We start from the raw sequence: 14,722 nt of genomic DNA on the forward strand, positions 1-14,722 counted from the left end.
TCTTAGGATTTTATTTCATTGCAGGCATACCTCCCTGATTGTTTTGATCTCCTTCTTTAAGGTCATCATTACTAACTCCTTTCTTTTTGGCTCCGGTGAAATTCATTGAACCAAAATTATAGCTGAATGTAATTCCAAAAGAACGAATTGGAAATTTAAAGGTACTGCTTTGGCTGAAGCCTTGTCCGCTTGAATTTTGTTTAAATTCTAAATCCTTTTTGAATGGCGATACCATGTTCAATCCAAAGGATGCTGTTTTTTTCCACAATTGTTTTTTAACTCCAAAAACCATTAAATTAAAAGCAGGACTGGTACCTTGCAGCGTTTTCTTAGAAGAATTTTGGATTACAAAAGCTTCCGCAGAAATATCGTTTTTAAATTGCAGTGTCCCACTCACGAACGCAGAATATTGTATCGATGTGCCATTCGAAGATTGTTCCAGGTTGTATAATCCTGTTGGATCCGGTTTGTAGGTAAAGGCATTAAAATTTCCACGTAAAGTCAATATTTTAAATGGATTTACAGAACCGAAAAGACTCATTCCAAACGATTTATTGTTTCCAATATTTTGATAATTAGTGATTGTTCCTGTCTCGTCTGACAAAGGTGTTGCAATACCTTCAATTAAGTCTGATGTATATTTATAATAGGCCGAAATATTCAAAGTGCGCTTTTGCGAAAATGTGGAGTATCCAAATTCTACGGTTTGTGACACTTCAGGATCAAGGGTTGGATTTCCCTGCGTTTGCGCTTGAATATTTGATTTATTAATGAACGGGTTGAGGTACGTAAAGCTTGGTCTCGAAATACGTTTGCTGTACGTCAATTTTAAAGAAGTCGATTGTGATAATGCTTTTTGTACAGTAAAACTTGGAATAAATGTCCCGTAGTCAATTTTGAATGGACTTAAATCAGTTTGCAGTGCATTTGTAGGATCACCTTTAATGGCTGTGTTTTCAAAACGAGCACCCGCCATTACTGTAAAACCTTTGGGCAAAGTGACCGTTCCTACTGTGTAAAGTGACGCAACATCCTGATCGTAATTGTATAAATTAGAACTGATTGGGTCAAAAATAAAAGCATTTTGTGCATCAGGAACATAATTTTGAAAATCACTTGAAATCTTTCTGATGATTGTTTTACCACCAGCTTCCAGTTTGAATTTTTCAGTTACCGGCAAGGTATAATCCAATTGAAGGGTGTATTCATCATTATTCCCATCATTATTTGCTTTTTGATTGGTATAAAAACCTGAGTAGATATTTTGGTAATTGGTCTCAACTATATTGTGACTCCATTGTGATGAGAATGTAAGTTCGTGTCCCTCTTTTGCAAATTTATGGGCATAATTCAGGTTCCAGTCAAATCCTCCAAAAGAATTTTTTGCGCTGCTTTGTCCCATATAAACAGTACTGTTTGAGGGATCCATATAATCAGTAAACTGATTTTCATTCGTACCTGTTCGTTCAAATCCTCCTTCGTTATATCTAAAGGTTGTGCTTAAACTGTTGAAAGCATTAAAATCATATCCTGCCGTTACAGATGCTACTACGCCACTACGTTGCACTTCATTAGTACCTTTGGTCGTTTGTAAACTGTTGGCGGTGCTGTTGTTCAAAATTTGATTCGATTCGGAATCAGATTCTTGTGGCCAACCGTTGTTGAATCCAACATTCGCCGAAAGGCTGAAACGGTTTTTATTATAATTAATATTGGCATTAAGGTTATTTTGTCTCGTGCCAATACCGCCACTTACAGACCCACTCACTCCCGAAACACTTTTTTGTTTGGTGATAATGTTTATGATTCCGGCAGATCCTTCGGCATCGTATTTTGCAGAGGGTGAAGTAACCACTTCGATATTTTTGATTTGGTCAGCCGGTATTGTTTTCAGCACATCCGCAAGGTTGGCAGAAGTTGCTCCCGATGGTTTTCCGTTGATAAGCACACGCACATTGCCATCTCCACGAATGGATACGTTGCCATCAATATCCACATTTACCATAGGAACTTTTTGTAGTACGTCTGTAGCATTACCGCCACCTGCCGTCAAATCTTTTTCTACGTTGTAAACAATTTTGTCAATCTTGTTCGTCACTTGTTGCGTTTTCCCTATGACTACAACTTCTGCCAGTGTATTTGTTTCAGGACTTAGAATTATTTTTCCAATTTCAAGATCCAACTTTGCATCTGTTGTAAGGATTGATTTAATAGTTTTGTCATTGTAACCAATGAATGAAATAGTAACGGTATAGGTTCCGGCCTGAATTTCATTCAATTTGAAATTTCCGGTAGCATCGGTCAAAACGCCGGTTATGGGTTTAGTAGAGTTGATTTTGTAAAGGCTTACCGAAGCATAATCTACCGGTGCCTTAGTTATCGAATCGATTACGGTACCAGAAATTTTTCCCTTTAAGCTATTCGTTCCAGTAAAAGTTTGCGATTTTACTGATAAAAAAGCAAAAAGCAATACGGTAAGGAGGATGATTTTTTTCATTTTAAGATATTTTAAGTTCTGAATCCATTGGAGTTTTTAAATAAATTCGTTTGGATTACGGTACAAAGCAACATCTTATGAGCAACATATGCCAGCACATTCGACAGAGAGCCGGAGAACGTCGACGGAACTTTAGCAATTCAAAATTTTAAGCCCAATCTTGGAAAAATTTTATAAAATTATCTTTGTATTGATCGGTTACAGCAATGGTAATTTTGTCAATTTGGACGGAGTTTTTTGTAGCGGATTTTATTTTATCCAATGACACAATATAAGACCTGTGAATGCGCATAAATTTATTTGCAGGAAGCTTTTCTTCCAGTGATTTCATACTTGTCAGCGACAGCAGTGGCTTGTCTTCGCTGAGCCGGAATACTTTCACATAGTCTTTCATGCTTTCTACATAAATGATATCATCTACTGCGATCCTAACGAGCTGATATTCAAATTTCAGATAAATGTAAGCTACTTCAGCTTCAGGAATTGGCGGACTAAATTTTCGTATTTCCTGCTCCGGGTTTCGTATTAAATCAAAATAGCCTAGTGCTTTTGCAACTGATTTGCTGAAATCAACAAAACTAAAAGGTTTAAGCAAGTAATCGAGCGCATCAACCTTGTAACCATCAAGCGCATACTGGTCAAAAGCCGTTGTAAATATGATTCTTAAATTCCCTTTTACACGGTATTGTTCCACAATTTTAGCCAGTTCAATTCCATTTATGTCCGGCATTCGAATATCAAGAAAAATCAGGTCAATATCTTGTTCATGGATTGCTTTTAATGCTTCGATGGCATTCGAAAACTGTCCAACTAATGCTAAGGATGGCGTTTGTTCTATATAAGAGACTATAATCTGTAACGCCAGCGGCTCGTCATCAACCGCGATACATTTTAATATCATGAGATTTGTAATTTTAAGATTACCGTGTATTCCATTTGAAGGGTATCTTCATTAGTAGATAATTCATACTTGCCCGGATAAATCAAATCAAGTCTTCGGCGGGTATTGATTAAACCAATTCCGTTGCTTTCTTCTTTGCTTAGGGTTTGATTTTCAAATATAGAATTGCGGACTTCAATTTGGATAAATTTTTCGGACTGCTCAATTCCGATGTAAATATAGCTTGGATAAATACCGCTAATCCCATGTTTATAGGCATTTTCGATAAAAGGTAAAAATAGCATTGGCGCTACTTCAACCTCCTTGATGCTTTTTGGTTTTTCGAATATTACCTGTACCTTATCCGTTATTCTGAGTTCCATCAATTTAAGATAATCTTCTACAAAACCTATTTCTTTAGTCAGTGTTGTCAGATTGTTTTTAGTGTCATAAAGCACATACCGCATCATGTGTGATAACGTATATATGGCTTCCCGGGCAGGTTGATTTTCGGTCCCTGCCAAGGCATATATACTGTTCAAGATATTGAAAAAAAAGTGAGGATTGATTTGTGATTTCAGGAATGATAATTCCGAAGTGACTTTTTCCTTCTCAAGGTTTTGTCGCACTTGGGTTTCCGCTTGCAGTTTTTTGGCAACGCTTATGACAGTGCTGGCGCCCACCATTAACAAGGTTATTATGATTTCGCTTAAATTTGATATCAAACCTCCGTAGGAACTATCTTTTTTAGGAATTTTAAACTGCTGATTTAAAATGGCGTCAAGGTTTATGAGTGAGCTGAAAGTATCACTAATGTACAAAACCGATAGTGTCAGAATGCATATCGCAATAAAGAAAAAGCCGTTCTTGCCTTGGAATAAAAGTTTAGGGATGATTATTTTATAGGTAAGATAAAACACTATAATCCATATAACATACATAAAGATTTGTTTTATCCAAAATGCTATTGGAAAGCTAATATTCATATATAATGGCATACTTTGGACTATAAGCAGTCCAAAAAAGAGTATAGCTTTTGAAAAAATCGAAATATCTTTAACTGAAAATGGTTTCATCAAGTACAATTTAAAAATAAATGTACGGAATATATTAAGTCCTAAAATCGAAATCGGCAGTTTCCTATAGAAGATCGACAGATAGCCTTAGTTCATCTTAGAAAAATTAAATGTTTCTTATTAATTCACGGATTGAGATGAATATGAAAAAAATTAATTGCAAGCTTTAGCAGGGAATTTATTTGTTTTTAATCTGGTCAATGAACCTGTGGGAAATATAAAAAGCGAAGTGCAAATTTTCAGGCATAAAAAAAGCCCGACATTGCTGTCAGGCTTTTAAAGCTCCCTCTCTTGGGCTCGAACCAAGGACCCTCTGATTAACAGTCAGTCTCATATTCGTTGCATTTCTTAGTTTTTGTTGTCAAATGGTACTAAAACAGTCTATTACGTATTCTAAGTTTTGTCTTTTTCTATCCTTTTTTCACACTTTTTATTTTAAATGTTTAACCTATGTTTAACCCATAAAAAATAGATGTTACCGAATTGTATGCCTATTGATAAAAGAATAGCATTTTTAAAGTACTATTCTGGAACAAAAATAACATTATTTGCCCCATCTGCGTTATTAATCTATAGTTTCTATATTTTTTATCCTTAATCATTTTAATGGTATAATTAAGGATATAGCTCTAAATACGAAGGTCGTCAAATTCCTCAATTGTAAAATTAGAAATAGGCTTTACGCTTTTGTTGTCAATTTTAAAATCATGACACCTTTGAATATTAAGGTAATCGTTTTCTCCCTCTTCAAAATTCAAATTGATACCATTGTTTGAAAAATTACCAACAAATGAAAATCCTATACATCTTCCTGTAGCATAGCAGTTACCCCCATTACACTTTCCTATATAAGGTATTAGCTTGGTGTCTTTTGCTTTTTTAAACCTATCAAAGACATCGCTTATTTTATATATAAAAGATTCTTTAGTAAGACCGTTATGATAGTACTTATTTTCATCTAAAGTCATTTCTAATAATGAGATATTCATTTCAGAAAATGCCTTAATTATTAATTCTTTTTTTGAAGTCATTAGGTTTTCGAATAATTATAATTTTAGTTTAAAAAGGCAAATTTTCGTCATCTTCTTCATCTTGAGAATGAAAGTTTTGTGGAATTACCATTTCATTATTTGGAATTGTTGTTGCAATGCTTTCGTTTGTTTCAATCTTCCAAGCTTTTATATCAGTGTACCATTTGTTGTTATATTCTCTACTTTCTAATTCGTAGAAAATGGTCAAGACATTCCCAACTTGCAGTTGGTTTTCGTTTATTTTGTCTCCCCAAATACTGACGCATATTTTTTTAGGATATTGCCCATCTATTTCTAGTATAATGTCTTGCTTTTTCCAAGTGCCATTTTTGGATTCTCCTGTTTGTAATGGTAGAAGTTGGTTTAGGGTAGCGGTTAGTTGCATAGTTAAGATTAAAAAATGAATTGATATTTAAATCCCACCTGGAATTTTAATGACTACAAGTTTTTCTAGTTATGAAACATTTCAATTGCCTATATGAAATTTTTCATTATCAAAATAAGTTTGAAAATGAAATTCCAAAATATCTTTTGCTTCAAAGAAGAAGTAGATTGTTAATATTATTAGTGCTATAAGAAGTATTTTTTTTAATATACTTATAGGTGAAAACAAAATAACAACTAAAAGAATAAGCAAAATAATAGCAAGCCAAATGAACCAAAAAGTTAATATAAAAATAAGTATTTTAACTAGTATTATAAATATTGGAACTATTACAAATATTAGAATTGGAATTAAAATGAAATAATAACCATAAGATTTAATGATTTTATCAAAAAAAACACCGAAAGAACTTTTGTTGGCAATCTTGAAAATTATAATTACTATTAAACTAAAAGTAAGTATTCCAAACACTAAAGATTGATATTGTTGACTATTGATATTGAAATCTTTGTAAATCTGATAGCCAATAAAACCAAAAAAAGCAATAAAAAGCGGTACTCCAATAAGTATGAGTGCAAAATCCCCAAGTAAAGTTTTAAAATTCTTCTTTTCAACAGTTGTTTCTTTATTTTTTTCAAGACTCTCCTCTTGTGCCAAACGGGAACTTATAGGTGGAATTATTGGTTTATTGCCAAATAAATTAGCGATTTCTTCTGAATGTACATACGTTTCATCTTTTTTAGGGTCAAACAGATCATCATATACTGCTTGATAATCCTCAGTAGCGCAGTTATTTAACTCCCACCCTTTGATTACATGAGGAAACAATTTTTTTACCGACTCTTTATTTTCAGTGTATTTATATTGATACTCAATAACTTCCCTAAAAGAAGGTGTTCTACCTATTATAACAGTAAGTTCATCATAAGCTCTTTTAGTAAAAGCTTTTACACCTTCAAGTTGCTCAATTGTGTAAGACGTTTTTTCCATGAAATGTTTTTACTTGTGGTTTAAATTAATATTATTGAATGCACCCTTCTTTGACCATCTTTAGAGGTTGCACCCGCTCCATTTGTATACCATTAGACATTAATTATTTTATGTATTCTAAAGGCTTGATTATGTAACTACAAAACAAATCACTATTGACATCTTTATAAATGTACTCAAAGGTTACTTTAGCCTTGACAAAAGTTGCATTGTTTGGATTGTTTTTGATCTCGTTTAGTTGTGATACTTTAAGATTCTGAATAATATTTTCAATTTCTATCTCACTTTTATCTCCCTTTTTTAAGCCAGTTATTTGATAATTATAAACCAACTTGTTTTCTTTATCTAAATATTCAACTTTGGTAACCGTAGTTTGTTCATCTATAGTTTTGGGAAGACTGCTGTTCATTATAGAAGCAACTTGTTCAATTTCAAGTTTTGCGTCTAGAGTTTCTATTACTGGAGAATTATTAATATCGCTTTGTATTTTGTTAGAAATTATCTTGTTGCAAGAAAAGACTACAATATAAATTAGCACCAAGCCTCCTAATATTTTAAATGTTTTGTTCATGATTTTAATCTTTGAAATTGCTTTTGTGTTGTGTATTAGAAAAGAGATGTATATGAAATTTTAATCAATAAAAAGTTCTTTTATTTCTATGTCAGTTTCATACCTTTCTTTTGGTTCTATTTTGTTAATTTTATTGTAGATTTCTTGCATTCCATCATAAGTAATTAGATTACTTGCAGTAAATGATTCATTTTGCATAGAATTTCCAGTGAGTATATTAAATCTAATAGTAGAGATCTCACTATCTTTTAATAATTCAACCTCATCTTTTGTAAGTTGATATAAGGTTCTACTTGCATCATCATAATGATCCCTTATCTTTCTATCAATGCATTTTATTATTTTTCCATTTTCCAGAAAGATTGTCAGAATACCTCCTATGTAATGTGTTTTGAATGGGACAGTAATAGTTGCCATTAAATATGCTCCACTATTGTTTTTAGCAACTGTAAATTCAGGGTTACCTTTCCAATAATCCCCATTCAACTTAAACTTCCAAGAATTTGTTGCTTCATACTTTTGGCTACCTTTATAAATAAAATTTTGAGCAGAACCTGACAAGTATGTAGAAAGAGATAATATAAGTATTAAAATTTTTCTATTTGATAATAATTTTTTTACCATATTTAATTTGTTTGAATTATGTTATAAATGAACTGTCTTTTTAAAATTTATTGGTTTGAAGAATTTAAGGCTTATAGGCTCGCAATACTTAAAATGAGTTTTAAAATTGGCATTAGATGTTATTTGAAAAAAACCTTGTAAATGATTAGAGGCAGAGTATCAGCTTAAGCAAAAACACAAAGCAACACACTTAAAAAACAAAATCTTTACGGTTTTCCTCATTATGAAAAGTATCATACAAAGGTTATCTTAAATAAGCTTAGTTTATTTTGCAGTTGGGGGAATTACTTTTTAATTCTAAAATCTCATTTTCATCAAAAACATAAGATTCTAGCTCATCATAACTTGAATTGTTATAATGGAGTTTTAATTTTTTTAATTTTTTAAAATTACATATTGGTTTTATAGTTTTTAAAGGGTTTTCTAATAAGTATAGTTCTTCAATTTCTGTTAGGTTACTTATAGGAGTTAAATCATTTATTAAAGAATAATTTATGTCCAAGTATTTAATTTTTTTAAGATGCTGTAACGGTGCCAAATCTTTTGTTTTACCCTTTCCATTAATACCACATACATATACGTATTCAATATTAACACACTTTCCTAGAAAATCAAGATTCCCATCAAAGTAAAAATCATCAATAATAACGAATTTTATTTTTTCAAAATCCTCTTCTTTTAACATGTAAATCAAATTACGATTATTGCCAAATATTTTCTTCCATAATTCAAAACAACCAACATTCTCGAAAGGATTTTCATCTCTTAATTGAGTCCTGATATTTAACATCTCAAAAAAACTTAGATTCGTCTTATTTAGAAAGTAATTATACATTATGAAATTTTTCATAGCATTTTTAAGTTAAGTTTAGATATTCTAAGGATCATTCAACATCATTGAGTTTTAGCTTTATTACCACCTATTAATATATTATAGATTTTTATCTAAATAAAAACTTGTCATATATGGCATTAACTTAAGCGAATATAACCTCTTTTTTTGACTTGTCAAATATGTCAAGTATGGAGAAGTCTGATTTGCTTAAAATTATTGGTAAAAACATACAAGATATTAGAGTGAGCAAGGGTTTGTCCCAAGTTGACTTGGTAGGTAAAATAGAGGGCAACATTGACACAACTAATATTTCAAGAATAGAATCTGGGAGAACCAATCCCACAGTTTATACTCTTTATAGAATAAGCGAAGCATTAGGGGTTTCAGTGACAGATTTGGTTATTATACCCACCACAAAATAAAGAGTCATTCATCTTTGTTTTGGCACGTAGGTTTTATTGCCATTACTATTTACGTAATATTGACCTCCCTTTGACCCTGTGTAAATTGTCTTTTCGCTACCGTAATTTGTAGCTTGGGTAGAATAATCTTTAGCTTTTGTCCCAGATGTTCCTGTGTAAATATTTGTATTTCCTGTAGTAGAAAAATTATCCGTATTGGTGTTATTGGAAACTGTTTTGTAATGTCCTTGAACATAAGTACCTGTACTTGGTTTTATATAACCTTGCTGATAGGTGGTTTTTGTATTGGTCTGAGAAAACACAATCCCAGAAATAAACATAAACGACACTAAAAATAATGATCTTTTCATTTTGCTATACTTTTTAAATTAAGGTAGAGCAAATGTATAGTCTAGTTGAATTCAGTTTGTAGAGTTGCAAATTTGCAAGTTTAATCATCAAATTCGGGGTCATAAACTATTTTAGGTCTTATTATTGAAATGTATTTAAAATCATCCCCAAAAGTTCCTCCCGCTACAATAAAGTTTTTAGCATAAACGAAATCCATTTGTTTATAAAATGCGGACTTTATTCTCGAAATATGAGTATAAATGGCTTTGCTTTCGGGCTTAACTAAGTCTTCAACACTTTGCATCATTTTATCATAATCCAATTGATTAGAAATTCTGGAATATAAATTCTCCAGTTCCTTTTTGTAGTTATAGAGTTCCTTAATATTTATACCATAAGGATTATTATAGAACAAAATGTAAACAGCTTTTGTCAAATGACTTAACTGTATTTCTAAATTGTCAAAATGTGGCAATACAATTCTATAGTCATTACTAATTACTATGGTGTTTGTAGAATTCAGGTTAATCTTATTGGCTTCATTATTCAAAATGTCTTTAAGAATTGGTAAAGCAAATAATAATTGTCCACTATCTTTTAATTCTCTTAATTGAATTTGTATTCCTCTTATCTTCTCTTTAGCATCTTCATCGAGATTTTCATAAGGGTCATATGCCTGAGTATTTCCAATCATGCAATCAGATTCCTCAATCTCCCCTTTTACATGCTTAAAAAAGGCTATTAAATCATTGAAGAATATTTCAGTATTACCTGTGACAACAAAGTCATTACATTCTAAAATTAAAGTAGTATCATTATCAAAAAATAGAAAACCACATTTAATATTCCCTGTATAACCTATATAATCTAATATGCTTTGGTATTCAGATTGGAAATAAGAAACATCTGATTTTTCATTAAATAATTCTGTTATTTGCTTCGCTAAAGTTAAAGCAACATGTTTTTCAGAATAGAATTTTTTTAAATCACCTGCAGATAAATAAGGTAAATAGAATTTTAAAAGACCTCTTATGTCTTTGGGATAATCCAAATTTGATATATAAATGAGATTTCTATTAACCTCCGTAAATTTTTTCTTTAATTCTGAAAATTGATTTTCAATGTATTGATTAATCCGAGGGTTATCCTCTATGTCAAAGAAAATAACTGTGTTTTGGTTAATTTCAAATTTTGATAAATCATCCCCTAATTTGAAATTCTCAAACTTATCAATTCTCATATTTGTAAAAAACTCCTGAATGTCAGCCATATTGTACTATCTTAAAAGTATTAAAGTCCTAGAAAAAGACTTCTTATATATTCGAAAATGAATAATAGAAAAAAACTAAATTACTTTATTTTAATTAATAACATAGATAACCATCTGTAAAATATTCAAGAGAAATTAGGTACCAAATTAAGGAAAACGCTATTAATAGTAATCTATAAAAAAGCAAATCTTCGAAATTTAGAAATTTTCAGGCGTACCTTTGATTAGTTTACGCTTTCACGTTAACATTCCTTCACTTGAAAAGCTATAAAAAACATTCTTAGTAATTATTAAATGATCTATTAAAGTAATATCAAGTAATTCAGAACATTTTTTAATTTTCTTTGTTAAACTAATATCAGCATCACTTGGTTTTGTGTTCCCAGATGGGTGATTATGTGAAATGATGATACCACAAGCATTACATTTTAGAGCTACTGCAAATAGTAATCTTACATCTACTACAGTTCCAGTAATTCCACCTTTAGACAAAGAATATATACCTAAAGCTTCATTAGCTCTATTGAGTAAAATGACTTTGAATTCTTCTTGAAGTTCTAATGTACCTAGATCCCAAGAATTTAGTAAGAACTCGTAAGCAGTTTGCACAGAATTAATCTTTTCCTTCTGCACATTAGGTGTAGAGTAGTAAACCTGTATCTCTGCTAATTCATTGATGGTGTTGGTTGTTGCCATAATTTAGAGGTATTTAGAAAATTTGAAAATAAATTAAATATCCTCTATACATTTTAACCATCCAGGTTTACACGAATAGAGGATATTTTAGATAAAATTAATGTTGCAACTGGCCATTACTTGAGAATGAATTTCCACTAGGAATATTGCTCATAAATTCATCAACAGTTGTTTTGCTTTTCTCCACTTTGGGAGCAGTTGCTTTTTCTTCTTCAACATAGTCAAATCTATGAGTTAAGACAATAATCTCACCTGTGTCTTTGATGGTGTAATCATAAGCTTCGCATTCTACTTTCTCTACCTTTCCAGGTAATTCAGTTCCTATTAAAGCTTGACAAGTTAATTCATCAAAAGTTGAAGAGATGGATGCCTTTCTTGCTGTCACATAGAATTTGCCTGTTTCTTTGGATTTAACCATTTCAATACCTCCTTGAAGTTCGAGTACAAAGAATTCTTTTCCGTCCTCTGTTTCTCTTTTTTTGTAGCTAATAATTCTTACCATTTTCTTGTTTTTTTTGAGTTAAATATTTTAGCATTCAAACACATAAACCTGTAGCTTAAAATACAGCTATCAACTTGTATCTATTATCTACGAAAATAATTTTTTGCGATGCTAATGATGGGTGGGGGTGTTGAGTTGGGGTTAGTTAGAGGGGGGAGTGTTGTCAGGGTAGTTTATGCTCGTATAATTTTAAGTCCAAAAAATCTAAAAATTTTTTTTAAAAAATATGTAAGTTTTTTTTTATTACTTTTAAACAATTAATATTTGAACTTTATGCCCTTATTTCAGAATTCAGTAGTCACAAAATACCTTCAAAACCAGAACAAAACCAATTTAGCAAATCAATGGAATTTGTTTAAAAATCATTTTCTGAATCCTAAAGTTCAAGAAGATATTAAAGGTTTAAAAGAAGAGCAGTACCAAGGAGAATTTCTTGAAGATTTGTTTGTGAGAATTTTAGGCTATACTAAACCTGCATCCTCTTCTGAAACAAAATTCAATCTTACCACAGAATATAAAAATGTAAAAGACAGCAAGAAAGCTGATGGTGCTATTATAGTAAATGATAGTGTAAAAGCAGTAATTGAATTAAAGGGAACAAACACCACTGATTTAGGCAAAATTGAATCTCAGGCTTTTGGCTATAAAAATAATCAACCAGACTGTGTTTATGTAATTACTTCTAACTTTGAAAAGCTTCGTTTTTACATTGATAATGCTATTGAGCACATAGAATTTAATCTGTTTACGCTAACGGAGAAGGAATTTGAACTCCTTTATTTATGTTTAGCTTATGATAACATAGAAAAAAGTATTCCTAAAAGAATAAAAGAAGAATCTGTAAGTCAGGAAGATATAATCACTAAAAAACTATATAAAGATTACTCTTTATTTAAGAGAGAATTACATCAAAATCTAGTTGAATTAAATCCGCAATATGAGCCTTTAGAACTCTTTCAAAAATCTCAAAAACTGCTGGATAGATTTCTGTTTGTATTCTTTGCAGAAGACAGACAATTATTACCTACTAACTTAATCTTTAGGATTAATAAAGAGTGGCAACAATTGAGACAAATGCGTATTGAAGTTTCGTTGTATGAGAGATATAAAATATATTTTGAAGATCTAAATACAGGAGCAAAAGTATCTTTACCGGCATTTAATGAAACTACTCATCAACAAAAAGAAGAATATCAAATTTTCGCATACAATGGAGGGCTATTTAAGGAAGATGAAATATTAAACTCCCTAAAAATAGATGATGGTGTTTTGTTTAAATACACTGAAAATTTAAGCAATTATGATTTTGCTAGTGAAGTTGATGTAAATATTCTTGGACATATTTTTGAAAATTCTCTTAATGAACTAGATGAAGTAAAAGCCCAACTAGAAGGACAAGAAATAGATAAATCTAAGACCAAAAGAAAAAAAGACGGAGTCTTTTATACCCCAAAATACATTACCAAATATATAGTTGACAATACCGTTGGGAAATTGTGTTCAGAAAAGAAAGTTGAACTTAACATTATAGAAGAAGACTACTTCACAGATAAAAAGCGCCAAAAGAAAACTATAAAAGCACTTGTAGATAGACTTAATGGGTATAGAAGTTGGTTATTGCAACTTACTATTTGTGACCCCGCTTGTGGCTCTGGTGCTTTCTTGAATCAAGCTTTGGATTTCTTGATTTCAGAACATAGGTATATTGATGAACTGCAAGCCAAGTTATTTGGAGATGCAATGATTTTGAGTGATGTGGAGAAAAGCATTTTAGAAAACAACCTTTTTGGAGTTGACTTAAATGAAGAAAGCGTAGAAATAGCCAAGTTATCATTATGGTTAAGAACTGCACAACCCAATAGAAAACTAAATGACCTGAATAATAATATTAAATGTGGTAACTCTTTAATAGATGATTTTGAAGTTGCAGGAGATAAGGCGTTTAATTGGCACACTGCGTTTCCTAAAATATTTGAAAAAGGGGGTTTTGATGTGATTATTGGAAATCCACCTTATTTAGTAATTAAAGGTGGAAGATGGATAAGTGGTTTTGAATATACTGCAAATTCCAGTGATATTGACCACCCAATTCCAATTTAAAGTGACCACCTGATTCCAATTCAAAATGACCACCTAATTCCGGAGCAAAATGACCACCTCCATTTTTCATTAAAAACTACTTTTTTTCATCTGTTAATTAGTATTCAAATATACTTAAAATATTACCCTTTGTTTATGCCTCTTTTCTTTCTCATAGATTCTCCATGTAATTCGAGTCGGTGGGATTGATGTATAAGCCTGTCCAAAATTGCATCAGCTATGGTTTTTTCTCCAATTATATCATACCAACCTTGCACTGGGATTTGCGATGTTACAATTATGGAGCCATTGTTATGCCTATCTTCAATGATCTCCAAAAGTGTAATTCGGTTGTGACTGTCTAATGCTTGGAGTCCAAAATCGTCAAGTATAATGACGTCTTGCCTTTCAATTTTGGCAAGCTCTCGCAGGTAAGAGCCATCTGCTTTGGCCATTTTTAATTTAGCAAACAACTTCGATGTATTAAAATAACTCACTTTAAAACCTTGTATACAGGCTTGATAACCTAATGCT

Annotated in this window: 15 protein-coding genes and 1 pseudogene; 2 read left to right on the forward strand and 14 right to left on the reverse strand. The window is 31.4% G+C overall.

Annotated features, from left to right (window positions below):
• Positions 1-10: 10 nt before the first annotated feature.
• From ACNQGG_RS01640 to ACNQGG_RS01680, 9 genes are all read right to left on the reverse strand, one after another.
• Positions 11-2,497, reverse strand: coding sequence for a TonB-dependent receptor (locus ACNQGG_RS01640; RefSeq protein ID WP_417960903.1), 2,487 nt, complete (start codon positions 2,495-2,497; stop codon positions 11-13).
• Positions 2,498-2,645: 148 nt separating this feature from the next.
• On the reverse strand, positions 2,646-3,398 hold the full coding sequence (locus tag ACNQGG_RS01645; protein ID WP_417960905.1) for a LytR/AlgR family response regulator transcription factor: 753 nt from the start codon (positions 3,396-3,398) through the stop codon (positions 2,646-2,648).
• The gene (locus ACNQGG_RS01650) at positions 3,395-4,318 is read right to left on the reverse strand and encodes a sensor histidine kinase (protein WP_417960907.1); all 924 of its coding nucleotides are present in this window, start codon (positions 4,316-4,318) and stop codon (positions 3,395-3,397) included. Before ACNQGG_RS01650 ends, ACNQGG_RS01645 begins: the two co-directional genes overlap by 4 nt.
• Before the next feature lie 764 nt (positions 4,319-5,082).
• Positions 5,083-5,484 (reverse strand): hypothetical protein, encoded by a 402-nt coding sequence (locus tag ACNQGG_RS01655; protein ID WP_417960909.1) that lies wholly within the window; start codon positions 5,482-5,484, stop codon positions 5,083-5,085.
• 28 nt (positions 5,485-5,512) lie between these two features.
• Entirely contained in the window at positions 5,513-5,869 is a 357-nt protein-coding gene (locus ACNQGG_RS01660; RefSeq protein ID WP_417960911.1) for a DUF3127 domain-containing protein, read from the reverse strand.
• 81 nt (positions 5,870-5,950) lie between these two features.
• Complete coding sequence (locus tag ACNQGG_RS01665) at positions 5,951-6,859, reverse strand: hypothetical protein (protein WP_417960913.1); 909 nt, start codon at positions 6,857-6,859, stop codon at positions 5,951-5,953.
• A 103-nt stretch (positions 6,860-6,962) separates the two neighbouring features.
• Positions 6,963-7,430, reverse strand: coding sequence for a hypothetical protein (locus tag ACNQGG_RS01670; protein ID WP_417960914.1), 468 nt, complete (start codon positions 7,428-7,430; stop codon positions 6,963-6,965).
• 60 nt (positions 7,431-7,490) lie between these two features.
• Positions 7,491-8,054: a hypothetical protein gene (locus ACNQGG_RS01675; protein WP_417960916.1), complete on the reverse strand. Its 564-nt coding sequence runs from the start codon at positions 8,052-8,054 to the stop codon at positions 7,491-7,493.
• A gap of 259 nt (positions 8,055-8,313) precedes the next feature.
• Entirely contained in the window at positions 8,314-8,904 is a 591-nt protein-coding gene (locus ACNQGG_RS01680; protein ID WP_417960918.1) for a hypothetical protein, read from the reverse strand.
• Positions 8,905-9,077: 173 nt separating this feature from the next.
• Here ACNQGG_RS01680 and ACNQGG_RS01685 point away from each other — a divergent pair, with 173 nt between their 5' ends.
• Positions 9,078-9,311, forward strand: a complete 234-nt coding sequence (locus ACNQGG_RS01685) for a helix-turn-helix domain-containing protein (protein WP_417960920.1) — start codon at positions 9,078-9,080, stop codon at positions 9,309-9,311.
• Positions 9,312-9,319: 8 nt separating this feature from the next.
• On the opposite strand, the gene ACNQGG_RS01690 is transcribed toward ACNQGG_RS01685, so the two are convergent.
• The 4 genes from ACNQGG_RS01690 to ACNQGG_RS01705 all read right to left on the reverse strand — a co-directional run bounded on the left by ACNQGG_RS01690 (position 9,320) and on the right by ACNQGG_RS01705 (position 12,109).
• On the reverse strand, positions 9,320-9,661 hold the full coding sequence (locus ACNQGG_RS01690) for a hypothetical protein (RefSeq protein ID WP_417960922.1): 342 nt from the start codon (positions 9,659-9,661) through the stop codon (positions 9,320-9,322).
• 80 nt (positions 9,662-9,741) lie between these two features.
• Positions 9,742-10,911 (reverse strand): hypothetical protein, encoded by a 1,170-nt coding sequence (locus ACNQGG_RS01695; RefSeq protein ID WP_417960925.1) that lies wholly within the window; start codon positions 10,909-10,911, stop codon positions 9,742-9,744.
• 237 nt (positions 10,912-11,148) lie between these two features.
• A complete protein-coding gene (locus ACNQGG_RS01700; protein ID WP_417960927.1) occupies positions 11,149-11,607 on the reverse strand; it encodes a JAB domain-containing protein in 459 nt (152 codons plus the stop codon).
• A gap of 97 nt (positions 11,608-11,704) precedes the next feature.
• A complete protein-coding gene (locus ACNQGG_RS01705; RefSeq protein WP_417960929.1) occupies positions 11,705-12,109 on the reverse strand; it encodes a hypothetical protein in 405 nt (134 codons plus the stop codon).
• Between the two features lie 273 nt (positions 12,110-12,382).
• Here ACNQGG_RS01705 and ACNQGG_RS01710 point away from each other — a divergent pair.
• Positions 12,383-14,131 (forward strand): annotated as a pseudogene (locus tag ACNQGG_RS01710) (Eco57I restriction-modification methylase domain-containing protein); the annotation flags it as partial.
• 200 nt (positions 14,132-14,331) lie between these two features.
• On the opposite strand, the gene ACNQGG_RS01715 reads toward ACNQGG_RS01710, so the two are convergent.
• On the reverse strand, positions 14,332-14,722 hold a 391-nt coding region (locus tag ACNQGG_RS01715; RefSeq protein WP_417960931.1), incomplete at its 5' end, for an ATP-binding protein.

Source organism: Flavobacterium esculini (assembly GCF_048284325.1).
Lineage (GTDB): Bacteria > Bacteroidota > Bacteroidia > Flavobacteriales > Flavobacteriaceae > Flavobacterium.

What these genes read in the sequence shown, in the direction of transcription:
- ACNQGG_RS01640 (WP_417960903.1), bottom strand. Translation starts at nt 2,497, where the DNA reads ATGAAAAAAATCATCCTCCTTACCGTATTGCTTTTTGCTTTTTTATCA.
- ACNQGG_RS01645 (WP_417960905.1), bottom strand. Translation starts at nt 3,398, where the DNA reads ATGATATTAAAATGTATCGCGGTTGATGACGAGCCGCTGGCGTTACAG.
- ACNQGG_RS01650 (WP_417960907.1), bottom strand. Translation starts at nt 4,318, where the DNA reads ATGTATGTTATATGGATTATAGTGTTTTATCTTACCTATAAAATAATC.
- ACNQGG_RS01655 (WP_417960909.1), bottom strand. Translation starts at nt 5,484, where the DNA reads ATGACTTCAAAAAAAGAATTAATAATTAAGGCATTTTCTGAAATGAAT.
- ACNQGG_RS01660 (WP_417960911.1), bottom strand. Translation starts at nt 5,869, where the DNA reads ATGCAACTAACCGCTACCCTAAACCAACTTCTACCATTACAAACAGGA.
- ACNQGG_RS01665 (WP_417960913.1), bottom strand. Translation starts at nt 6,859, where the DNA reads ATGGAAAAAACGTCTTACACAATTGAGCAACTTGAAGGTGTAAAAGCT.
- ACNQGG_RS01670 (WP_417960914.1), bottom strand. Translation starts at nt 7,430, where the DNA reads ATGAACAAAACATTTAAAATATTAGGAGGCTTGGTGCTAATTTATATT.
- ACNQGG_RS01675 (WP_417960916.1), bottom strand. Translation starts at nt 8,054, where the DNA reads ATGGTAAAAAAATTATTATCAAATAGAAAAATTTTAATACTTATATTA.
- ACNQGG_RS01680 (WP_417960918.1), bottom strand. Translation starts at nt 8,904, where the DNA reads ATGAAAAATTTCATAATGTATAATTACTTTCTAAATAAGACGAATCTA.
- ACNQGG_RS01685 (WP_417960920.1), top strand. Translation starts at nt 9,078, where the DNA reads ATGGAGAAGTCTGATTTGCTTAAAATTATTGGTAAAAACATACAAGAT.
- ACNQGG_RS01690 (WP_417960922.1), bottom strand. Translation starts at nt 9,661, where the DNA reads ATGAAAAGATCATTATTTTTAGTGTCGTTTATGTTTATTTCTGGGATT.
- ACNQGG_RS01695 (WP_417960925.1), bottom strand. Translation starts at nt 10,911, where the DNA reads ATGGCTGACATTCAGGAGTTTTTTACAAATATGAGAATTGATAAGTTT.
- ACNQGG_RS01700 (WP_417960927.1), bottom strand. Translation starts at nt 11,607, where the DNA reads ATGGCAACAACCAACACCATCAATGAATTAGCAGAGATACAGGTTTAC.
- ACNQGG_RS01705 (WP_417960929.1), bottom strand. Translation starts at nt 12,109, where the DNA reads ATGGTAAGAATTATTAGCTACAAAAAAAGAGAAACAGAGGACGGAAAA.